We start from the raw sequence: 23268 nt of genomic DNA on the forward strand, positions 1-23268 counted from the left end.
TATGCTGCTCCTCAGAGCCAAGAGAAGAAAGAATGAGAGAGATTAACCTGATTGTAGTCCACTGTTCCGCCACACGTGCGGACAGGGACTTTACTGAAAATGACTTGGAGGTGTGCCATCGGCGCCGCGGATTCAATGGGGCGGGCTATCATTTCTATATCCGCAAGAATGGGGATATTAAGAATACGCGCGCCCTAGAGAAGCCGGGGGCGCATGCGCTGGGTTACAATGCGTGCAGCATCGGCATTTGCTATGAAGGCGGACTGGATGCCCGTTATCGTCCTGCAGATACGCGCACCGAATGGCAGAAACACTCCTTGAGGGTGCTGATTCGCACGCTGTTGATGGATTATCCCGGTTGCCGGGTGTGCGGACATCGGGATTTGAGTCCCGACCGCAACGGAGACGGACGCATCAGCCCTGAGGAGTGGGTGAAGGAATGTCCCTGTTTTGAGGTGACAAGTAAATTATATGAGTAAAATATTTATATAGTTTATACTTGGATAAACACAAATCCCCTTCCGTTATGTTAAATAATTAACATTGCGGGAAGGGGATTTTATAGTTATCTATTATGTAACTAAATCTTGAAATCTTATTTATTTACTTTTTTCGTCGTATCCATAACCGTATCCGTAGGTTCTTCCATAGCCGTATTTGCCATACGTGCCATATCCGTACTTCTTGGTTTTGATGTCCACATCGTTGATAATGGTGCACAGGTTGGGCAACTTCTTCAGGTCTCTCAGTTCATTGATAAACAGATAGCCTGCTTTGGGCGTATATCCGGCACGGCATACATAAATGCTCATATCTGCCACACGCGAAATCAGTTGGGTGTCGGTCACCATGCCGATAGGGGCGGTATCGAGTATCACGTAGTCGAATTCCTTTTTCAACCGGTCGATAGCCTGTACCAGCGAGTCGCGTGCCACCAGCTCTGTCGGGTTGGGAGGGATGGCGCCACCGGGCAGGATGTAGAGGTTGGGGGTGACATTGGACTGTTGCAGCAACGACATCAGGTCGGTGTGTTCCGGGTCGGCAAGGTAGCGGGTGATACCGTCTTCCTTGTGCGACATCTGGAAGGCTTTGTTCAGTCCCGGCTTGCGGATATCCAGTCCCACGATGACCACTTTCTTGCCCAGCAGGGCAAAGCTGATGGCGAGGTTGGCAGATACAAACGACTTTCCTTCACCACTGGTGGTAGAGGTGACCAGTACTACCTTCTGGTTGCTGCCTAGCATATACTGCACGTTGGTGCGGACATTGCGGAAGGTTTCGGCCATCATGTCGTTCTGGTTTTCGTGTACCACGACCGAGCCTTCTTTCGGCATGTTGTCTGATGCGGGAATATCACCGATGATGGGTACGGTAGTCAGTTTCTCTACATCCGAGCGGTCTTCTATCTTGTACTTCAGCAGTTCGATGATATAAATGATGCCCACCGGGATGGCGATTCCCAGAACGAAGGCAATCAGGTAGATGAGCTTGCCTTTGGGGGAGACGGGCAGCAGGCCGGCTTGTGCCTCGTCCACAATGCGGGCGTTGTTGGCGGTAGAAGCCAGTGTAATGGCGTTCTCTTCGCGTTTCTGCAACAGCATGAGGTACAGTCCCGCCTTGATTTCCTGTTGGCGCGAGATGCTCACCAACTGGCGTTCCTGGCCCGGTGCGCTGGTAATTCGTCCGGCGTATTTTCCTGCCTGGCGTTCAAGGTCGGCTTTGGTAATCATCAGTCCTTTCTGCACGCTCAGGATGGTGGTCTGCACATTGCTGCGCATGGCGCGGATGCTGGCATCCAGATTCACCACCACAGGGTTGCTTTCCGAAGAGGTGCGGAGGAGGCGCTTGCGCTCCAGCAGCATTTCATTGTAGCGGTTGATGAGCTCGGTTAGCCCGGTATCCGTCAGACCTACGTTGACCGGCAATACTTCGTAGGCATGGTCGGGGTTATTGGCATATTCTGCCAGGAATTGCACCAAGCGGAGCTGTGTGCTGTTCTCGGCACGTTTCTTTTCGTATTCGGAGTTCTCGCTGAGTGCCAGCTGTGCGTCACTCTTCAGGTCGGTCAGTCCGGCATCGCGCTTGAAGGTTTCCAGTTCCTTTTCAGTGGTTCCCAGCTCTCCGTTGATGATTTTGATACGCTCGTCGATGAACTCGGCAGTCTTGCTGGCCACTTCATTCTTGTCGTCGTTGGCATCGCGGTTATAGATTTCTATCAGCTTGTTGATGAAGTCCACTCCGCGTTGGGGGCTGGTGTTCTCCAAAGAGATTTGGGCAATCGTCGTGGTCTTGGAGGTCGGTTCCACCGAAAGGGCATTCGCATATCCGTCTGCTACGATGCGTGGGGCTGCCACGGTGACGGTGATGGTCTGTTCCTTTTCAATGGCTGTCGAATCGCCGGGAGTGAAGCTGAATGTACCGTAGGGGGTGGTGAGCAGGGCAGGGAGCTTTTCAAACTCCTGTGTGAATTCTTGTTCGTCTATTTCTGTGCTGACACTCAGTTTGCTTCCGGGTTTCACTGTCATTTCGATGGCTGCTACGCCGCCGGGCAGTTTTTCCGCCTCCTCGGGGGTGAGCCACACTTTTACCGGCGTGTCCTTGTAGAGTTCTATAGGACGGAGGTTCTCACGGGTTCTGTAGTTGATATACAGGTCCAGTTCCTCCACCACTTTCTTCAGCAGAGTGCGTGAGTGCAGCACTTCCACTTCATTGTCGAAGTTGCTGGTGGACGAGTAGAAACCGAGGTCTTCCAAATCGCCCAGTCCGCTGCTGGCACTACTGTTCTTCTTGTTGTCCTTGATAATGACAGAGCCGGTAATGCTATACACCGGTGTGGTGTAGTGCAGATAAATCCATCCTCCTATCAGGCATACCACGATGCTGGCAACAAACCATTTCCAGTGAATGAGGTATTTGAAGAAGAGGGCTTTGTAGTCCACCTGTTCTTCTTGTTCGGTATAAAGGTCGTCGTATAAATTTTCTTTCATAATGAAATCAGGTTGTTTTATCGGGAAATAGTAACAATAAGGCTGGCCAGTGACACGAGGGTACCCACAATGGAGAACCAGATGGTGGTACTGTTACTGATGCCGGCATTCTTGGCTTTGGTCTTGTTGGGGGTGACATAAATCACATCGTTCTGCTGCAGGTAGTAATAGGGAGACAGCACGATGCTTGCGTCGTTCATGTTCAGGGGGATGATTTCACGGTGTCCCAGTGCATTCTCGCGGATGAGTTTCACATTGTCACGCTGTCCGTAGATGGTCATGTCTCCGGCCATGGCAAGCGCTTCAAACAGGTTTACTTTTTCGTTGGTAATGACGAATGTGCCGGGCTTGGTGACTTCTCCCATGACGGAGATTTTATAGTTGGCCATGCGCACGTTGACGATGGGTGCTTCCGTGATATAGGTCTTCAGCTTTTCTCTAATCAGGTTCTCAGCTTCGCTCTTGGTCAGTCCGCCGATGTGCAGGGTACCTAATACGGGGAAGTCGATGTTGCCGTTGTTGTCTACCAGGTATTGCTGCAATACGGGTTGGCTGGTCAGGCTTCTGTTCTGGTTGCTGACGGCAGTAGCTACGGTGAGGTTGAATGGTGCTGCTGTTTCCGGGTCCGTAGTATTGACCGTGATGGTCAGCAAGTCCTTGGGCATGATGCGGGCATCATAAAGGGGAGTGTTCTGGCTGGAAGTGTCCAGAAACTCGGATGCTTGCAAATAAGGGACTTGTTTGTAAGCGGAACAGCCTGCCAATACGAAGGCAAGGAGAACCAGCAAGGCATAATTCATCTTTTTCATTTGTCTATTCGTTTTTTATGTTTTATCTTTGATTAGTTAATAAGCTTGTTTGTCTTTACGGAGTGCATTCGCCACTGTCTTATAAATAATGTAGAGGTCGAGCATGAACGTCCAATGTTCCATATACCAGATGTCCGCTTTCACGCGTCCTTCCATCTGACTTAGTTCGCGGGTCTCTCCGCGGAAGCCGGTCACTTGCGCCCAGCCTGTGATGCCCGGCTTGATAAAGTGGCGCACCATGTATTTATTAATCAGCTGAGAGTATTCTTCCGTATGTTTCAGCATGTGGGGACGAGGGCCGACGATGGACATGTCGCCCAGCAACACATTGATGAACTGGGGAAGCTCGTCGATGTTGGTCTTGCGCATAAAGTTGCCGAACTTTGTCTTGCGCGGGTCATTGATGGTGGCCTGCACCTTGTCCGCATCCTTGTTTACCTTCATCGAGCGGAATTTATAGCACCAGAATTCTTTGCCGTTCAGTCCGTTTCTTTTCTGCTTGAAGAAGATGGGACCCGGTGAGGTGGTCTTAATCACTGCACTGACTATCAGGAAAATGACAGGGAAAAGGGTGCAGAGGAACAAGAGTGAGAAAAGAAAGTCGAAGGTGCGTTTTATCATCCTGTTCTCAAAACTGCTGAGGGGCTCTTCGTGCAGCCGCAGGATGGGCACACTGCCTATCAGACCGAAGCTCATGCGGTGGTGAAGGTAGTTGCGCACATTGGGCACACTGTAGAAATGTACCAGATTGTTTTCGCAATAATTGATGACCGGCACAATGCAGCTGCCCATGGAAGAGGGGAGGCTGCAATAGAGCTGCTCCACACGGTGGAGTTTCAGATAGTCGATGGCTTCTTCAGGCTTGCCCAGATAAGGACAGGAGGCCGGGAAATTTTCGTTGGGGGCGGAATCGAAATAACCGATTACGCGGTATCCGCTGGTGGGGTCGTTGGTCATCTCGTGATAAAGCTCTGCCATGTTCTCCGTGCTTCCCATATAGACTGCCGTGCGTGAGTTTCCTCCGTGCCTTCTGTATATTTTAATGCTGGAGCGGAAGGCCAGCCGGTAGCAAATGAGGCAGATGGCAAATAACAGATAAAAAATGATAAAAAAAGAATGGGAGTATTCACCGAAATCTGCCAGGGTGAAAGTAGCCATGGACAGTAGTATAAAATAGAACATGTTGCGCAGACTGTGTTGCACCACTTGGTCGGCACGTACGCCGCGACGGTGCAGGATGATGCCTCTCGAAATGGTGCAGGCAAAATAGCACAAACTGAAAAGAACCAGAATCTGGGGTAGTGTTCCGTTAAATACTTTTTGTTCTAAATAAGTAGTCCATAAGATATACAGTGAAACAAAAAGGATGTTCAAAATGGCTAAATCCCCTATGATCACTGCCGATTTTAATGCTTTGTTAAATCTTTGAACCTGTATCATGTTTTTACTTTTCCTTAGCCCCTTCCTTCTGTCATGTATTGAAGGCTGTTCGGGGTAGCTACAATTATATGTTAGATAATCTTTATTTTGTCGGAAGTTGTCTCAGATGGCTGTAATTCCCACTTTTGACGTAACCTCTTTTATGCGGGGGCAAAGTTATACATTAATAACCGCATTAACAAATTCTTCTTTGCTTTTTTTATATAAACGTTAATTTTGCGATAATATTTAAAAATATTCTTTACTACTTGGAAAATATAGAAAAAGTCTTGTATTATAAAAAATAAGGCGGCTCTTTATTTCATCACAAATGCAATTTATTCATGGAGAAACGCTTGGAAGGCATCTGTTTTTTTACTTATCTTTGCAATTACAAACTAATCTTATAAAAACATGTTAATTGACCTATTAAAATCCTCTTATTTCTCGCTCTTCCTCATCGTGGCGCTGGGCTTCATGTTGGGAAGAATCAAGATTAAAGGGCTGTCGCTGGATGTGTCGGCCGTTATTTTCATCGCGTTGCTGTTCGGGCATTTCGGCGTTATCATTCCCAAGGAGTTAGGAAACTTCGGTCTGGTGCTTTTCATCTTTACGATTGGTATACAGGCAGGACCGGGATTTTTCGATTCCTTCAGGAGCAAGGGAAAGACACTGATTATCCTGACCGTACTCATCATTCTGTCGGCCAGTCTGACAGCGGTGGGGCTGAAATATGCTTTTGACATAGATACGCCTAGTGTGGTGGGCTTGATAGCGGGGGCGCTGACCAGTACTCCGGGACTTGCGGTGGCTATTGACAGCACCAATTCGCCTTTGGCTTCCATAGCCTACGGTATCGCTTATCCGTTTGGTGTCATCGGTGTGATTTTGTTTGTGAAACTGTTGCCGAAGATTATGCGTGTGGATTTGGATAAGGAGGCACGCAGGCTGGAGGCGGAGCGTCGCGGCAGTTTCCCCGAGCTGGGTACTTGCATTTTCCGTGTGACAAACCGTGCCGTGTTCGGACGGACACTGGCACAGATTAATGCGCGTGCCATGACAGGGGCGGTGGTGTCGCGTGTGAAGCACGAAGAAGAGATTCTGATGCCGAAGGCCGGAACGCTGTTGCAGGAAGGAGACTATGTGCAGGCGGTGGGCAGCGAGGAGGCGTTGCAGCAGTTTGCGGTGCTGGTGGGCGAACGACAGGAAGGGGAATTGCCACTAGACCATACACAAGAGATAGAGTCATTGTTGCTGACTAAGAAAGATATGATAAACAAGCAGTTGGGAGACTTGAACCTGCAACGCAACTTCGGTTGTACGGTGACTCGTATTCGCCGAAGCGGTATCGACCTTTCTCCGTCGCCCGAACTGGAACTGAAGTTTGGTGACAAACTGATGGTGGTGGGCGAGAAGGAAGGATTGAGAGGCGTGGCACGTTTGTTGGGCAATAATGCCAAACAGTTGTCTGATACGGACTTTTTCCCCATTGCTATGGGGATTGTGCTGGGCGTGTTGTTCGGCAAGCTGAATCTTTCTTTCCCCGGCGGACTTTCTTTCTCTCCGGGACTGACGGGAGGCGTGCTGATGGTAGCATTGGTGCTGAGCGCTGTGGGCAAGACAGGGCCTATCCTGTGGTCTATGTCGGGGCCTGCCAACCAGCTGTTGCGCCAGTTGGGTTTGCTGCTGTTCCTGGCGGAAGTGGGAACATCGGCAGGAAAGAATCTCGTGGCCACATTTGAGGAAAGCGGTATGCTGCTGTTCGGAGTGGGAGCCGCCATTACCCTTGTGCCTATGCTGATAGCCGTTCTGGTGGGGCGGTTGGTATTCAAGATTAGTCTGCTGGACTTGTTGGGTACCATTACGGGCGGTATGACCAGTACCCCGGGACTTGCCGCTGCCGACTCGATGGTGGACAGCAATATTCCGAGTGTGGCATACGCTACAGTCTATCCGATAGCTATGGTGGTGCTGATACTCTTTATCCAGATTATCGCTTCTGCGGTATACTAGGAGATAATAAAAATAAGATATGAAGGTTTTTTTTACGTTATTGTTTGTCTGGCTCCTCGGAAGTACGGCCTTGTGGGGACAACCTGCCGATATGGTATGGAACAGCCAAAGCCGGAATTCATCCGGCTCCATGCCTTGCGGCGGTGGAGATATCGGCATGAATGTGTGGGTAGAGGACGATGATGTCCTCTTCTATCTGTGCCGCAGCGGTTCGTTCGACGAAAACAACACGCTGTTGAAACAGGGGCGTTTCCGCATTCGGCTTACCCCCAATCCGTTTACCGGCCGGAGTGATTTCCGTCAGATACTTCACCTGAAAGACGGATATGTTTCCGTTACCACTCCGGTAGGACAGATGCATATCTGGGTGGATGTGTTCCACCCTGTGGTGCACGTGGAGGTGGAAACCAAAGAAGTGACATCCATGCGTGTCAATTATGAAAGCTGGAGGACGACGGACCGGGTGATGAACCGGGAGGAGGGGCGGCAGTGCTCCTATGCGGGAGAATGGCCCGGAACAGCGGTCACCGCACACGACTCCATCCTGGTGGGGGAAGAGAATCTGACTTTTTTCCATCGAAATGCCTCGCATACTGTTGTCGATGCCGCCATAAAGCAGCAAGGCCTGGAAAGCGAGGCTTCTCATTTATACAACCCGCTGAGAGATTTGATATTCGGAGGCCGCATTTCGGGCGACTTGATATTCAGCGGCACACGCCGGGGGCATTACTGCGGGACGGAGTATGAGGCATGGATTTATAAAAGCAGGAAACCCGCTAACAGACAGTCTTTCAGAATCACCCTGCATGCGGCACAGACTGCTGCCGTGGCTGACTGGGAAGCCGGACTGGAGAAGACGGAAAAGGAACTGCATGCGGCAAAGGACAAAGAGGCGAGCCGCCGTTGGTGGAATGAGTTTTGGCAACGCAGTTTCGTGCGGGCGGAAGGAGAAGCGGCCCATGCTGCACGCAACTATGACCTGTATCGCTATATGGCAGCCTGCAATGCGTTCGGACAATGGCCGGCAAAGCCCAACGGAGGACTGTTTACGTTCGACCCTTCGACTACCGGACGCGACTCGCAATTCACCCCCGACTACCGAAAGGGAGGGGCGGGTACGCTGACGGCACACGAGATGGCGATGGCCTATTGGCCGATGCTGAAAAACGGAGATACCGACCTGATGAAAACCTTGTTTGAGTGCTACCATCGCCTGTTGCCGGTGGCGCAACTCCGTTCGCAGGTGTATTGGGGATACTCCGGAGCCTGTTTTAGCGAAGAGACGGAAAATTTCGGCCTGGTGAATCCGGTGGCGTATGGACTGAACCGTCCCGAAGGTTTTGATAAGGGGCGGGAGTATCATCCTTCTTTAGAGTATGAATGGGACGGCGTGTTGCAGACATGCCGCATGATGCTGGATGCCGTGCGCTATGACAGTGTGGACATCAGCCGGTACATTCCGCTGATAGAGGGCTCGCTGAATTTCTTCGACACCTATTATCGCGGCATGGCAGCCCACCGTGGCTACAGCGATTTGGACGGAAAAGGCAAGTTGGTCTTGTATCCGGCTTCGGCAGGGGCTACCTATAAGATGGCCTACAATCCGTCTTCGACCATCGCCGCACTCCGTTCGGTGCTGGAAGCCTATGGACGCAAGCCCGATATGCTGGCGCGTATTCCTGCCATTCCCATGCGCACAGAGGATGGAAAAGAGATGATTTTTCCGGCTGAAGTGTGGGAGCGGACAGGCGATACCGGCATACCTCAGTTGTTGCCTGTCTTTCCGTGGAGAATATATGGAGTGGGCAGGGAAGGACTGGAGACGGCACGCAATACTTATCTGCATGGCAGGGAGGTGCAGCAGAGCCGTGCGCAGGGCAGAGAGAAGCTGGACAATGTGTGGGCAGCCTGTCTGGGACTGACGGACCAGGCATCCGGGTTGACTTTGGAAAGACTCTCCGACGGCCCTTATCGTTTCCCTGCTTTCCGGCAGACTAATGATGCATGGACGCCCGATTTGAATGAAGGGAACAGCGGTATGATGGGGATGCAGGAGATGCTGTTGCAGGAGGTGAATGGAAAACTTCTGCTTTTCCCGGCATGGCCTCGCGAGTGGGATGTGCACTTCAAACTGCATGCTCCGGGCAAGACAACCGTGGAGGCGGAATGGAAAGGGGGAAAGCTGGTGAATCTGACAGTGATTCCCAAAGAGCGGGAAAAAGACGTGGTCAACTGTCTGGGCGGTAAATAACCGCCCGGATACAGTGACTTTATTGCCATCCTCCTCCCAAGGCTTTATAGAGTCTCACCATGGTGATTTGTTTGTCTCTGACGGCATTGCTCAATCCTATTTGCGCATCAAAATAGCTACGCTGTGCATCAAGCACATCCAAATAACCAATCACTCCGTTGATATACTGCAATTGCGCCAGTTCCATGTTGGTTTTGGAAGAACGTTCCAACTGCAACCGTGATTCATAGATTTCCTTTATCTTGTTGAAATCGACAATCGCATTGCGGGCATCCTTGAAAGCGGTCAGCACAGATTTCTCGTAACTGTAGCACTCTTGTTCGTAGGCGGCCTTTTTAGCCTTTACGATGGCGCGGTTCTTACCCATGGCAAAGATGGGACCGAGCAGGTTGGCACTCAGATAGTGGATGGGCGACTTCAGCAGGTCAGACATCTCTTCGCTCTCCAGTCCGTACTGTGCCGTGAGTGACAGACGCGGGAACATGTTGGTATAGGCGATGCCTACAGCGGCATTGGCGGCAATCAACTTCTGTTCGGCCTGACGCACATCGGGGCGACGTTCCAATAAAGTGGACGGCAGGCCGATGGGGAGACTTTCGGGCAATTTCACTTCGTCGGGCATGATGGAACGCTGAATACGTCCGGGATATTCTCCTGCCAGAAAAGCGATGTCGTTTTCCTTGATGGAGATTTTGCGTTCCAGGTCGGGAACCAATGTGGCGGTACGGGCATATTCCACTTGTGCCTGCTGATAGGAAGTCTCGGAGGTGAGACCGCCCTCGAAACGGAGTTTGGCGAGGCGGACACCTTCCTGACGCGCATTCAGAGTCTGCTTGACGATAGCCAGCTCATTATCGAGCGCCACCAGTTCGAAATAAGATTGAGCAACTTCTGCTATCAGGCTCATCTTCAGTGCACGTTGTGCCTCTATGCTTCCCAAAAAGTCGGCCATGCTCTTGTCTTTTGCCCAACGGAGGTTGCCCCATAAGTCCACTTCCCAACTGACAGTGGCTTTGGCTCCTGTCTCGGGGTCGTTGCTGTATTTGTCGCCTCCGTAGTTGGAAGCCTCTTTCTGAGTGTACACGCTCCCGTTCAGTTGCGGAAAGAGATTGGCAAAGTCAATTCGTTTCATGGCAGCCAGTTCCTTGACGCGGGCTGCGGCTATCTTGATATCTTTGTTGTGCTCCAGTGTCTTGTCAATCAACTTTTGAAGCGTGGTGTCGGTATAGATTTCCCACCACTGCATTTCGGCAATGGTGAGCGTATCCTGTTGGGTAGAGTCCAGTTGCTCCGGCAAATGCAGTTCGGGACGCGTATAGTGTTTCCCTATCTGGCAGGAACTGAATGTGAGCGTTGCAGCAGCTATATATAATAATGTATATTTCAATTTCATAACTCTTCAATTATTAGCGTTTCATTTTTGCTTTCATCTTATAAATCAGGACAAAGAAGAACGGCACCAGCAGGATGCCCACTGTCACGGCGCAAATCATTCCGAAGAAGACGCCTGTACCGATGGCCTGGCGGCTGGCTGAGCCCGGACCGCTGGCGATGACCATGGGCAGCATGCCGAGGATGAATGCCAGTGAGGTCATCAGGATGGGACGGAAACGGAGCTGGGAGGCATGAAGGGCGGCTTGAACCACATCTGCACCGTGATCTACCTGCTCTTTGGCGAACTCCACAATCAGAATGGCATTCTTGGCTGCCAGACCCACCAGCATGACAAGCCCAATCTGGAAATATACATCATTTTCCAATCCGCATCCCAACACACCCAGATAGGCACCCAGCGCTGCCACCGGCAGAGAGAGCAGGACAGCAACCGGGACCATCCAACTTTCGTAAAGGGCGGCAAGGAAGAGGAATACAAACATGAATACCAGTCCCAAGACGATTCCTGTCTGGCCTCCCGCCTGTTTTTCCTGATAGGAAAGTCCGCTCCATTCCACACCGATATTGTCGGGCAGGTGCTCGCGGGCAATCTGTTCCATAATTTCCATCGCCTGACCGGAACTGTAACCGTCGGCGGCTTCACCGCGAATCACGGAGCTGTTGAACATATTGAAGCGCTTGATGCTTCCCGGGCCGGTGGTGTAGGATGTGGTTCCCAGTGACGTCAGCGGAATCATGGCATTGTCGGCACCTCTCACAAAGAACAGGTTGATGTTCTCCTTGTGCTCGCGATAGGGGGCCTCCGCCTGAATATACACACGGTAGATGCGGTTGAACATATTAAAGTCATTGACATATACAGAACCCGTGTAGGCTTTCATGGTGGAGAATACATCCGCCAGAGGTACGCCGGCAAACTTCACTTTGTCACGGTCGACATCGAAGTAGAGTTGGGGAATGTCTGCCTGAAGAGCGGACGAAAGTCCCGACAGCTCTTTGCGTTTCGAAGCGTAGTACATCAATGTATCCGTGGCCTGCACCAAGTTGTCGAAAGTGGCTTCTCCGCGTGCTTCGAGCTGCATCTCGAAACCGCCCGAACTACCCAGACCGGGGATGACGGGAGGTGTGGAGAGATAGACTTTGCACTCGGGATATTCGTTCAGGTCTTTCTTGACCTGTGCCATGACTTCGTCGATGGTCTGTTCTCCGCGTTCTTCCCACGGCTTGAGGATGACGGTAAGCTCACTGCGTGCCTGGCTGCTTCCCACCCGGGGACTGCTGCCGGCTACGCTCTGTACATACTCTACTGCGGGCTGTTGCATCAGATAGTCCACGGCACGTTCCGTCACGATGCGGGTGCGCTCCAGTGTTGCGCCTTCGGGCAATTCCAACTCAATCTTGAAATATCCCTGATCCTCGATGGGGAGGAAGCTGGTGGGGATAAAACGGTGGATGAGCAGGATGGCAATCAGCACCATACCGAATCCGCTGAGCACACGGCGTGGATGCTGCACCAAACGCGAAATGACTTTCACATATTTCCGGTTGCCTACACTTAGCCATTCGTTGATGCGGCGGAACACAATGTTCAGTTTCTTATTCGGGTCTTTGGGCTTCATGATGAGCGAACACATCACGGGGCTCAGTGTGAGGGCGACTACCGTAGACAGCAGTACAGACACGACAATGGTCACGGTGAACTGGCGATAGAGCTGCCCGGTGATTCCTCCGAGGAAGCTGACGGGGACGAATACCGCAGCCAATACCAGCGAAGTGGCGATGATGGCGCCTGTCAATCCTTCCATGGCCTTCTTGGTGGCTTCGTAGGGAGAGAGATGCTCTTCTTCCATGATGCGTTCCACATTTTCTACCACTACAATGGCGTCGTCTACCACAATACCGATGGCGAGTACCAGTCCCAGCAAGGTGAGGATATTGAGCGAGAAGCCGAATATCAGCATGAAACCGAAGGTACCGATTAATGAGATAGGCACGGCAACCAGCGGGATGACCGTTGCACGCCAGTTCTGCAGAGACAGGAATACGACGGCGATAACCAGTATCAGGGCCTCGAACAAGGTCTTGTATACCTCGTGGATAGACTCTGAAATATAGGTGGTCATATCGAAAGGAATTTCATAGCTCATTCCTTCGGGGAAGTTGTTGCTGATTTCTTCCATGGCCTCTTTTACCTTTTGGGCTACCTCCATGGCATTGGCCCCCGGCAGCATATAGATGGCAAGTACAGCAGCGTTCTCGCCGTTGATGGCACTCTCGGTGTTGTAGGACTGTGCCTCCAGTGAGATACGTGCCACATCGCGTAAGCGGATGATGGAACCATCGGCGTTGGCGCGTACCACGATTTCTTCAAACTGGCTGACAGTGGACAGACGTCCCTGAGTGGTGATGGGGATGGTGACATCCAACCCCTGCACAGGCTGTTGTCCCAATACGCCGGCTGCCGATTCGCGGTTCTGGTCTTTCAATGCGTTTTGAAGGTCGGCCACCGTCAGTCCGAAGTTGGCAAGCTTGTCGGGTTGTACCCATATCTGCATGGCGTAATAACGGCTGCCGATATTGGATACACGGCCTACGCCGGGGATACGGCGAATCAGGTCAAGCACGTTCAGCGTGGCAAAGTTGCTCAGGTAGATTTCATCGAACTTCGGGTCGGTGGAGGTGAGACAGATGGTCATCAGCTGACTGGCTGCCTGTTTTTCTACAGAAATACCGTTTTGCACCACCTCGGCAGGCAGGCGGGATTCCGCCAGTTTCAGTCGGTTCTGTATTTCTACTGCCGCCAAGTCGGGATCGGCCGAGATATCAAAGGTAACGGTGGCGGAGAACCCTCCTGAGTTGGAACTGTTGGACTCCATATAAAGCATGCCCGGAGTACCGTTCAACTCCTGTTCGATGGGAGTGGCAACCGCCTGCGATACGGTCAGCGCACTGGCACCCGGATAAGAGGCACTGATTTTCACCACCGGCGGGGTGATTTGCGGATATTGGTCGATGGGAAGCATACTGAGTCCGATGATACCCACGATGACAATCAATATAGAGATGACAGCCGAAAATACAGGCCTGTCTATGAAGAAACTTACTTTCATGATGTTTTTTATTTGGAATGTGTAACTTCCCCTTTACAGGGTTTCCTCCGGCTTTTTGCTTTCTACGGCATCACTGACTCTGACCTTCATGCCCGGATTCAACTTGTGGTATCCTTCGGTGACAATCAGTTCTCCGGCGGCAAGACCTCTTTCCACCACTACATTATTCTGGAACTCGGGACCTAGCTCGATGAAACGTCTCTCTACGGTGGAGTCTTTGCGCATGACGTAGATATAGGCTCCGCCTTTTTCGATGATGACAGACTTCAGAGGAACGACATCGGCATGCTCTTTTACGTCAAGCAGGAGTTTTACTTTGGTGAACTGTCCCGGAAGCAGTACACGTTCGGGGTTGGGCATCTCGGCACGGACAGAGAATGTACCGGTACGGGGGTCTACCTGCGGCTCGGCAAAGTCTACCAGTCCCTTGAAAGGATAGACGGTGTTGTCGGCCAGCGTAACGGTGATATTAGGCTGCCATGAGCGGGTGGAGTCTTTACGGCCGAGCTCTACGTTGCGCTCCTTACTCTTCAGATAGTCGAGGGCGGTCATGCTGAAATCCACAAGTACGGTGTCACTCTTTACGACAGTGGCCAAAAGCGATTTGGCACCCGGACCGACCAGTGTTCCGAGGTCGACATGGCGCTCACTGATGTGGCCTGCCAACGGAGAACGGACAATGGTGTATCCCAACTCCTGTTCGGCTTGGTCGAGGTCGGCCTGACTCATGGCTACAGAGGCTTCGGCCGTTTCGAAAGCAGCGATGGCGTTGTCCAAATCCAACTGGCTGGCAGCATTCTGCTCATACAGTGGGCGGATACGTTCCAAGTCGCGCTTGGCTTTCAGTGCCTGTGCTTCATCTTTCTTTAACTGGGCACGGGCTTTGTCGGCCTTGGCACGGTATTGTTCCTGATTGATAACAAAAAGTACCTGATTTTTGGTGACATAGGTTCCTTCGGCAAAAAGCATCTGTTCGAGGTAACCTTCCACGCGGGCACGCACCTCGACAAACTGCTGGGCACGTATGCGGCCTACATATTCGCCATAGATTTCAACATCTTCACGTGTGACCGGTTCTATGGTTACTACCGGAATTTCCTGTTGGTGCGCCGGCCGACGCGATACTATAAAATAAATACCTAATACTAGTCCAATACCTATGACTGCAATCGCTGTTCTCTTCTTTTTCAGCGTGATTTCTTTGTGTGTAAAAAAATGTTTCATACCTTAATTTGTTAATGTTAAGATGCCACAAACAGAACTACAAGCAGCGTGCCATGTGACTGCCCGGTGCTTTTCTTGTTCATAATCAATGATTTATAGACAATGATATTGAGTGGGAAGGTGTGGAATCCATCCTACAAGTGTAGAAAAAATCCACAACGCCCCTATTTTTCAACTAAAGAAAACCTGATTTTGTTTTTGCGGAATACTTAATTTTTTCTTGCTGTATATAATTCTTCCACCAAGTGGCGGATGGCTGCTATGGGATGATGAAGCATCATTCTGGGCCCTGCATAGCGCATGACTTCCTGCATCCGTTTTCGCATCCCGGGCTTGTAACAGTGGACGGTGCATAGGCGGCAGGTGGTTTTTTTCTCTCCGAAAGGACAACGGTCCAGACGCGTGTGGGCATATTCCAGTAAAGCCTGACATTCGGGACACAGCTCTTTGTGTCCTTCCTTACTTTTACAATAGAGGCGAATCATCAGTTCAACTATTTTCTTTTCGCGGGTGATGCGGCTCTTGATATGTGTCATGTAATTGAGATTATCTGTTTAAATGCGGCTGCAAAAATACATATAATTGTGGAATATCATCTATCTTTACGCACGATTTACAATACTTATACTTTTATGGCAACTTCTAAAGAGATGACATCAGGACGGCCGTTCCCTTTGATTTTTAATTTTGCGCTGCCGTTATTATTGGGAAATTTGCTTCAGCAGACTTATTCGCTGGTCGATGCGGCGATTGTCGGACAGTTCTTGGGTATCAATGATTTGGCTGCCGTGGGAGCCAGTACTTCGGTTGTTTTTCTGATTCTTGGCTTTTGTAACGGATGTTGCGGGGGATTCGGCATCCCGGTGGCACAGAAGTTTGGTGCGCGAGACTACAGCACGATGCGGCGGCTGGTGTCGGTCAGTCTGCAACTGGCTGTGGTGATGTCGGTTGTGATAGCGATTGTAACCAGTCTCTTTTGTGCTGATATTCTGAAAGCGATGCGTACCCCCGAAACGATTTTCCAAAATGCGTATTATTATCTGCTTGTGACCTTTATAGGAGTGCCCTGCACATTCTTTTATAACTTATTGTCCAGTATTATCAGGGCATTGGGCGACAGTAAAACGCCATTCTGGTTCCTGCTGTTTTCTACGGTGCTGAATGTGTTGCTGGATTTGTTCTGCATCCTCGTATTGGGTTGGGGAGTGATGGGAGCTGCCATTGCCACGGTTATCTCGCAAGGGGTGTCGGCGGGGTTGTGCTATTTTTATATGATGCGTAAGTTTGAAATACTGAAAGCCACTGCTGCCGAGCGTAAGTTCCAATCGTCATTGGCCCGTACCTTATTATATATTGGTGTGCCGATGGGGTTGCAGTTTTCCATTACCGCTATTGGCAGCATCATGCTTCAAAGCGCCAACAATGCATTGGGTACGGCTTGTGTGGCAGCATTCACGGCGGCCATGCGCATCAAGATGTTCTGTATGTGCCCATTGGAAAGTCTGGGCATCGCAATGGCAACGTATAGCGGGCAGAACTATGGGGCGGGCAAACCCGAACGAATCTGGGCGGGTATCAAGGCAAGCGGATGGATGATGCTGATTTACTGCGCTTTTATGTTCGTGGTACTCCTGTTGGGAGCAAAGACCTTCGCCTTACTGTTTGTAGAGGCATCCGAGCTGGAGATTCTGAAAGATACCGAACTGTTCCTGCATATATCGGTGACCTTCTTTCCGGTATTGGGACTGCTTTGCATTCTGCGCTATACCATTCAGGGAGCTGGATACACCAATCTGGCAATGCTTTCGGGAGTATCGGAAATGATTGCCCGCACGCTGGTCAGTCTGTTTGCTGTGCCGGCATGGGGATATCTTGCCGTTTGCTTCGGCGACCCCACCGCATGGATTTTTGCCGACTTGTTTCTGATTCCGGCCTTTATCTATGTATATAGAAGAATCAGACGGATAGTCCCACCTTCGGCTGGGGTGGCCACTGCTGCGTAAAGTCGGCTTTTACCTCGATAGTTACTTTTTCCTTGCTGACAGGGTGGATAAACTCCAGTGACTCAGCATGCAGGTAGAGCCTGTCGGCCTTGCTACCATAGAGTTCGTCTCCCCTGATGGGGCATCGGAGCCCGAGGGGATGGGCCGAATGAACCCGCAGTTGATGAGTGCGTCCGGTGAGAGGATAAAAGGCGACAAGCGTTTGTGATTCCGTTCGGGCAATCACCCGGTAACGTGTGACAGCAGGTTTCCCATGCTCTTTGTCCGCCATCTGGCGGGGACGGTCCAAAGGATTTAAACACAAGGGGAGGTCAATCGTTCCTTCCTCATCGGGCACTATACCTTCCAGAAGAGCGGCATAGCGTTTCTTGATGCTGCGGTTGCTGAACTGGGCTTGCAGGTTTTGATGCACCTCTTTCGTCTTGGCAATAAGCAGAAGGCCGGAGGTGGCCATGTCCAGACGATGGACTACCAGCGGGCCGGTGGCATCCGGGTAGAGACTGTGTATGCGGCTGTAGACGGAATCAAGCTCTCCTTTTCCGGGTACGGATAACATACCCGCCGGCTTGTTGACTACTAAAAGACTATTGTCTTCATAGACTATATCAAGCGCTGTTGTCCGGTGATTGTTTTCCAACAATGGATTTGCTTCTACTTCCAGCCCTTGGAGCATGTGTCCCAAGATGGGTTCGCATTTCCCTTTGCAAGCCGGATAATAGTGGCCGTGATGCCGTATCTCTGCTTTGGGGGAAGCACCCCACCAGAACTCCGCCATTGCCACAGGATGGTAATGGTGGGAGTAGGCGTATTGCAATAGTTTGGGGGCGGCACATTCGCCGGCACCGGCAGGAGGAATCTTATGGACGGTGTGGGCAAAGATGCTACACAAGTCTTTCACTTCTCCCCGGGCATTCAACAGGCGGAATTGCTCAAACAGCTGCTGTTGCAAAGCGGCGGAACGGCTTTTACGTTCATTTTTTAATGCTTCTATCCGGGAGGTATAAGTGTCCTTCTCCTTTTGTAAAGAGGACAGGTGCTCTTTCAGGGTACGTTCCAGACGTTTTAGTTCGGCCTTTTGAAACTGGCTTTCGCGAATCATGGTGGCCTGTTCGGACTCGCTCAGCCGCTCTGTCTGACGGCGGTGGTCGCGCAGTTCCTTGGCAGCCTTCAGTTCGGCTTTGGCCTGTGAAAGAGCCCGGTTGCATCGTGCCGTTTCTTCTTCCAATGCTTGCCGGCATTTCCGATAAGAGGTATCCTCTTCCAGCTCACGTATGCGGCGGTTGATGGTGGAGATGTGCTCTTCCTCTCTCTTAAAGAATCCGTCCGGTTGGAGTAAATCGTAAATGGGAGGGACAAAATAAGGGTGGATATTCTTTCCGGCCAGAATGCCCGAGAAAGCAGCCAGATAACCGATTTCTCCCTCTTGGGTTTGTACGACCAGCACGCCGAACATTTTGCCTTGTTGCAATTCGTCCTGCCATTGCGTCTGATGCTGCAAGTAGGTCTGCACTTCATCAGCAGCCATCACACAGAGAGGGTGAGGGGTATAGTGGAAAGGATATGTAAACTTTGCCGGCAATGCAATGCGGGCAATGGAGCGGGTGAAATGATGCAGCATATCTGTATGTCGTTATTTTCTGTTTTGGGTGCAAAGATGAGTATTTGTCCCGAGATAACAAAAATTAAAATGGAATAATCAATATGCATCCCTTCTTTGTTTATTTTTGTATTACCAGCTTGAATGGGTAATGGAATAATCCATAAAAATTAAAAGAAGATGAATGGAATGAGAAAATTATTGTGTCCGCAGTGCAAGATATCCGGCATGTATGTAAAGAATGCCGCAGGCGAGAGATTGCTGGTTTATGTATCTGATAAAGGGGAGGTGATTCCCAAGTATGAGGATGTATCGACAGAGGGGTTTGACATGGATGAGGTGTTTTGTCTGGGATGCTCTTGGAGTGGTGCTCCACGCAGACTGGTAAAAAGATAGTGGGGTATGGAGACGAAGATTGCGTTTATCGGGAATAGCCACATGGCTTATTGGCCACTCGAGATGTATTTCCCTAAATGGGAATGCTTGAACTACGGCCGGCCGGGGGAAGGGCTTGAGTATGTGGAGTCTTTTGATAAAGATGTGTCGGACTGTTATGCAGTGATACAGTTCGGCACAAATGACCTTTACCGGCTTAATAATGAGAATATGGATGCCTATGTGGAGCGTTATGTGAAGGCTGTGAGGAATATCGCCTCCAGAAAGACCTTGCTGTTCTGCATCTTTCCACGGAACGACTACGATGACAGTACGGCTGTGAACCGGTTCATCTCCACTTTGAACTATAAGATAAAGTGTAAAATAGAAAGAACGGATATCGTGTATCTGGATGTATTCGGACAACTGTTGTCGGATGGACGGCTAAACCCTGATATGACGGTAGATGATGTGCATCTGACCGGAGCGGGATATCGGGTACTGGCACATGCGGTACGAACATTTATGGCACAGGAATTGTTATAATATATGTAATAGAAAGAGTAAAGTAGAGAGTATGATGATGAATATATTGATAGTCAGTAATAATGATGCTTGCCGCAGCAGGATGGCTATGGAAATATTGACTTCTTTCGGAAGAGGTATGAAAGTTTTTACGGCAGGAGTGTTGCCGGGAAACGGTATTCCTGATGCCGTTTTCAGTGTGATGGAACAAAATGGGTATCATTTGTCCCATAAAAAACCTGTGGATGTGGAACTGTATTGCCATCAGCCTTGGGATTATGTGGTAACGCTTTGTCGGGAAGCGGAAGAAAGCAGAAAAGATTTCGATAATGTGGTGAAAAACTGGAAGCATTTTTCGTTTAATGATTCTTTTCAAACCTATTGCAATGACGAGGGCCAGGTGGAACTGCTGGTAGCCGAAGTATATGATTTAATGCACAGACAACTGTATGAGTTCTATCGGGATGAACTGAGTGAGCAACTCTTGCCAAGATGCCGGTGTGGGGCCAATACTTATTGCCGTTGTGAATAAGGGCTATTCATACTCTTCCGGTTGCCATTGATAAAGTTTCATATTTACACAACCGTTGGCTTTGACAGTTACTCCCTCTTTCTCTAACAGCTCTTTTTGTTCCTGCCATCCCGGGACCAGTCTCCCTTGACTGTTGACGACGCGGTGGCAGGGGAGATGCCGTTCTTCGGGAGCATGGAACAGGGCCCGGCCTACCATGCGTGCATATTGAGGCTGTCCTGCCAAATAAGCGATTTGCCCGTAAGTCGTGACATAACCGACAGGAATCTCCTTGACGATACTGTATATTACCTCGTAAAATTGAATTCTATCCACTTTATCTTATTTTTAATGAAGAATAAAGACAAAGGTAGCACTATTTTTACTATTTTTGTCCTTAGTTAAAGGACTAATCTTATAAATAAAGAATAATGGATAAAGTAATAATCAACTCGTATGAAGATTTTGAGAAATTAGTAGGGCAGGAAATTGGTGTTTCCGACTATGTGGAAGTTTCTCAGGAACGTATTAATCTTTTTGCCGATGCAACATTGGATCATCAGTGGATTCACGTGGACACAGAACGTGCAAAGGTGGAAAGTCCTTATCAGAGCACGATTGTGCACGGTTATCTTACGCTTTCTTTGCTTCCGCACATGTGGAATCAGATTATAGAAGTGAATAACTTGAAGATGATGATTAACTATGGAATGGATAAGATGAAGTTCGGTCAGGCTGTCTTGTCGGGACAAAGTATTCGCATGAGAGCCAGCCTGCATTCTTTGCAGAATCTGCGCGGTGTGGCAAAAGCTGAAATCAAATTTACCATCGAGATTAAAGACCAGCCTAAAAAGGCATTGGAAGGTATTGCAATCTTTTTGTATTATTTTAATTAGTCATGATTTCCAGGCACAGATTTACACGGATGCATTGAGCTTTTTTCTGTGTCGTCTGTGCCTGAATGCTGTTTATTGGGTCAGCTGATTCTATTTTAATGCATTTTCCCTTCTGAAATCTTTTTGAATAATCTTCTTACTATTTGTAAACACATTCTATCCGGTTTCCGTCCGGGTCCAGTATCACACTTTCAAAATATCCGTCGCCCGATGTCCGGGGTTCGCCTGCGACAGTATATCCTTCGGCACGAAGTAATTCCGTGGTTTGAAGTACTTCTTCTTTGCTATCGAAGGAAAAGGCGAAATGAGTCAGTCCCAGTCTGTTTTCCTCTATGGGAGTATGCTGGATATCCATGCGGCTCATCAGCTCCAAAGTAGCGCCTCCGTCAAAAGAAATAAAATAGGACTCGAATCCTTTTTGAGGGTTAATATACTTTTCATTGCTTTTCCCCTTAAAATAAGTGGTATAGAATGTTTTCAGTTCTTCTAGTCTGAAAGTCCAAATGGCAAGATGATGTATGGTCATAATTTGAAATAGTTGGATGATTCGTTTTATGGTTGCAAAGGTAATATAAATCTTATAATAAGTTATCGTGTAGTGTCTGTTTTTGATTTATTCATTCTGTAAAACAGGGTTGAATGTGTAGTCTTATGCGTACGTCCGTGTAGTCTTATGCGTACGTCCGCGTAGGTCGATGCGTATATACGTGTAGGCTCATGCGTACGTACGTGCAGGCTTATGCCACCGTATGTGTTGAACGATGCGTACATGCACATTAATAAAGAGCAGGCATTCCACACAGAGTGCTGCAAAAAGACCTTGATGTTTTCGAAAAAGCTCGGTGTGTTTTCAAAAAAGCTGGGTATGTTTTTTTAAGCGGCCAGTGTGTTTTTTAAAAAGCTCGGTGTGTTTTCGAAAGAGTTCGATGTGTTTTTTAAAGAGTTCGGTGTGTTTTCGAAAGAGCTCGGTGTGTTTTCGAAAGAGTTCGATGTGTTTTTTAAAGAGTTCGGTGTGTTTTCGAAAGAGCCCGGTGTGTTTTCGAAAAAGCCCAGTATGTTTTTTAAAGCGCCCGGTGTGTTTTTTAAAGAGTTCGGTGTGTTTTCGAAAGAGCCCGGTGTGTTTTTTAAAGAGCTCTTTATGTTTTCAAAAAAACTCAGCACCTTTTAAGAAAGCTGGGTATGTTTTTTATGCAGTGTGGCGGGTGGGATTATCCCCTCATTAAGCCGGTCTTCCTTCTTCTCCCTTCATCCTTACATTTTAATCAAATTGCACTGTCAATCAGATGGTTAAGAATGACAACACATCCCCTCATCCTCCTTTCAGCCGTGCTTTTCACGTCCCTTCACAATCTGCCTTCAGTAATTCCCATAGTGTTACACATCTTTTGAGCCTACCGTTTTCCGTAGGGGCAGACCCGTGTGTCTGCCCTAGAACATTTCACTTTAAGCTATCGGGAGTGTGTCCAAACTAAACCGGGCTATCCCATCGTCAGCTGTAGGGGCAGGGTTTGCCTGCCCGAAGACACAAAGCAAACTGTTTTCGGGCGAGCGAACCTCGCCCCTACGAACGAAACGACAGCATTATCCACGTTTTGACACCCCACCTAGCGTAAATGAAATCGTTATCGAAAAAGTTCGAAGGCATTGTATTCCTTTTTTAACGAATGAAAGGAGGCTGAAGGGGCGGTGAGGGGATGTCCCTTCACTACCGGAACCCCCATCTACAGGGCGTTTCGACGACTAATGAAAGGAGGAAGGGAGAGACCGGTTTTCCGCTTGTAAGGTGAAAAAACACAGCCGGCTTTAGTGGGTTCAGCCATCGTATGACAAGCCATTGATGGGAAAGTCCGGGAACCGGGATTGCACCCTGTACTTGCCGCGGATTCGGTTCGAATATTGGCCCGGTTCGAGCTGCCATATAACAACGCCGTCCCCGGAAAGGATAAACAATGAAATCAAGACGATGGAAAGGGAGGCTACGGGTTATAGAGACCAAAAGTTCTTTGAACTCCAAATGCCGGCGATGTCCGGCAAAAGCTACGCAATTGTCGTCTGAACCTTATTTTTCCCTCCCCCTTCATGCGCGTACATGCGCGCCCGCAATATAGTAATGTGTCTTCATATTCTCCCCGTTTTGTCCCTTTCAAAAAGTT

Annotated in this window: 18 protein-coding genes; 8 read left to right on the top strand and 10 right to left on the bottom strand. The window is 49.5% G+C overall.

Annotated features, from left to right (window positions below; translation table 11 throughout):
- The first annotated feature begins 32 nt into the window (after positions 1-32).
- Positions 33-479, top strand: a complete 447-nt coding sequence (locus IR173_RS16605) for an N-acetylmuramoyl-L-alanine amidase (RefSeq protein WP_237040632.1) — start codon at positions 33-35, stop codon at positions 477-479.
- Positions 480-599: 120 nt separating this feature from the next.
- Here the strand turns inward: IR173_RS16605 and IR173_RS16610 are convergent, their stop codons facing one another.
- Genes IR173_RS16610 through IR173_RS16620 form a run of 3 tightly spaced genes read right to left on the bottom strand, consistent with a single transcriptional unit; the run spans position 600 to position 5236 of the window.
- Entirely contained in the window at positions 600-2987 is a 2388-nt protein-coding gene (locus IR173_RS16610) for a GumC family protein (RefSeq protein ID WP_237040633.1), read from the bottom strand.
- A gap of 17 nt (positions 2988-3004) precedes the next feature.
- Positions 3005-3796 (bottom strand): polysaccharide biosynthesis/export family protein, encoded by a 792-nt coding sequence (locus tag IR173_RS16615; protein WP_237040634.1) that lies wholly within the window; start codon positions 3794-3796, stop codon positions 3005-3007.
- 36 nt (positions 3797-3832) lie between these two features.
- The gene (locus IR173_RS16620) at positions 3833-5236 is read right to left on the bottom strand and encodes an undecaprenyl-phosphate glucose phosphotransferase (protein ID WP_237040635.1); all 1404 of its coding nucleotides are present in this window, start codon (positions 5234-5236) and stop codon (positions 3833-3835) included.
- Positions 5237-5629: 393 nt separating this feature from the next.
- Here IR173_RS16620 and IR173_RS16625 point away from each other — a divergent pair, with 393 nt between their 5' ends.
- Positions 5630-7228: an aspartate:alanine exchanger family transporter gene (locus tag IR173_RS16625; protein WP_237040636.1), complete on the top strand. Its 1599-nt coding sequence runs from the start codon at positions 5630-5632 to the stop codon at positions 7226-7228.
- 19 nt (positions 7229-7247) lie between these two features.
- The gene (locus tag IR173_RS16630; protein WP_237040637.1) at positions 7248-9479 is read left to right on the top strand and encodes a DUF5703 domain-containing protein; all 2232 of its coding nucleotides are present in this window, start codon (positions 7248-7250) and stop codon (positions 9477-9479) included.
- Between the two features lie 19 nt (positions 9480-9498).
- On the opposite strand, the gene IR173_RS16635 is transcribed toward IR173_RS16630, so the two are convergent.
- From IR173_RS16635 to IR173_RS16650, 4 genes are all read right to left on the bottom strand, one after another.
- Complete coding sequence (locus IR173_RS16635) at positions 9499-10872, bottom strand: efflux transporter outer membrane subunit (protein ID WP_237040638.1); 1374 nt, start codon at positions 10870-10872, stop codon at positions 9499-9501.
- A 13-nt stretch (positions 10873-10885) separates the two neighbouring features.
- On the bottom strand, positions 10886-13984 hold the full coding sequence (locus IR173_RS16640; protein ID WP_237040639.1) for an efflux RND transporter permease subunit: 3099 nt from the start codon (positions 13982-13984) through the stop codon (positions 10886-10888).
- A 33-nt stretch (positions 13985-14017) separates the two neighbouring features.
- Positions 14018-15208: an efflux RND transporter periplasmic adaptor subunit gene (locus tag IR173_RS16645; RefSeq protein ID WP_237040640.1), complete on the bottom strand. Its 1191-nt coding sequence runs from the start codon at positions 15206-15208 to the stop codon at positions 14018-14020.
- Positions 15209-15417: 209 nt separating this feature from the next.
- Positions 15418-15744 carry a nitrous oxide-stimulated promoter family protein gene (locus IR173_RS16650; RefSeq protein ID WP_237040641.1) on the bottom strand — a complete coding sequence of 109 codons (327 nt, stop codon included), beginning with the start codon at positions 15742-15744 and terminating at the stop codon, positions 15418-15420.
- Between the two features lie 96 nt (positions 15745-15840).
- Between IR173_RS16650 and IR173_RS16655 the strand changes: the two genes are divergently transcribed.
- On the top strand, positions 15841-17211 hold the full coding sequence (locus IR173_RS16655; protein WP_237040649.1) for an MATE family efflux transporter: 1371 nt from the start codon (positions 15841-15843) through the stop codon (positions 17209-17211).
- Here IR173_RS16655 and IR173_RS16660 read toward each other — a convergent pair.
- A complete protein-coding gene (locus IR173_RS16660) occupies positions 17165-18829 on the bottom strand; it encodes an RluA family pseudouridine synthase (RefSeq protein WP_237040642.1) in 1665 nt (554 codons plus the stop codon). The genes IR173_RS16655 and IR173_RS16660 overlap by 47 nt on opposite strands.
- 168 nt (positions 18830-18997) lie before the next feature.
- On the opposite strand from IR173_RS16660, the gene IR173_RS16665 reads away from it, so the two are divergent.
- From IR173_RS16665 to IR173_RS16675, 3 genes are read left to right on the top strand one after another with little or no spacing between them, the layout of a single operon-like run.
- A complete protein-coding gene (locus tag IR173_RS16665) occupies positions 18998-19204 on the top strand; it encodes a hypothetical protein (RefSeq protein ID WP_237040643.1) in 207 nt (68 codons plus the stop codon).
- Between the two features lie 6 nt (positions 19205-19210).
- Entirely contained in the window at positions 19211-19729 is a 519-nt protein-coding gene (locus IR173_RS16670) for an SGNH/GDSL hydrolase family protein (RefSeq protein WP_237040644.1), read from the top strand.
- A gap of 34 nt (positions 19730-19763) precedes the next feature.
- Entirely contained in the window at positions 19764-20240 is a 477-nt protein-coding gene (locus IR173_RS16675) for an arsenate-mycothiol transferase ArsC (RefSeq protein ID WP_237040650.1), read from the top strand.
- Positions 20241-20243: 3 nt separating this feature from the next.
- Here IR173_RS16675 and IR173_RS16680 read toward each other — a convergent pair whose 3' ends face one another.
- Positions 20244-20555 (bottom strand): MGMT family protein, encoded by a 312-nt coding sequence (locus IR173_RS16680; RefSeq protein ID WP_237040645.1) that lies wholly within the window; start codon positions 20553-20555, stop codon positions 20244-20246.
- 95 nt (positions 20556-20650) lie between these two features.
- Here IR173_RS16680 and IR173_RS16685 point away from each other — a divergent pair, with 95 nt between their 5' ends.
- Positions 20651-21115 carry a MaoC family dehydratase gene (locus IR173_RS16685; RefSeq protein WP_237040646.1) on the top strand — a complete coding sequence of 155 codons (465 nt, stop codon included), beginning with the start codon at positions 20651-20653 and terminating at the stop codon, positions 21113-21115.
- Positions 21116-21254: 139 nt separating this feature from the next.
- Here the strand turns inward: IR173_RS16685 and IR173_RS16690 are convergent, their stop codons facing one another.
- On the bottom strand, positions 21255-21641 hold the full coding sequence (locus tag IR173_RS16690) for a VOC family protein (protein ID WP_237040647.1): 387 nt from the start codon (positions 21639-21641) through the stop codon (positions 21255-21257).
- Positions 21642-23268 lie beyond the last annotated feature (1627 nt).

The sequence above is a fragment of the Phocaeicola faecalis genome (assembly GCF_021730445.1).
Lineage (GTDB): Bacteria > Bacteroidota > Bacteroidia > Bacteroidales > Bacteroidaceae > Phocaeicola > Phocaeicola faecalis.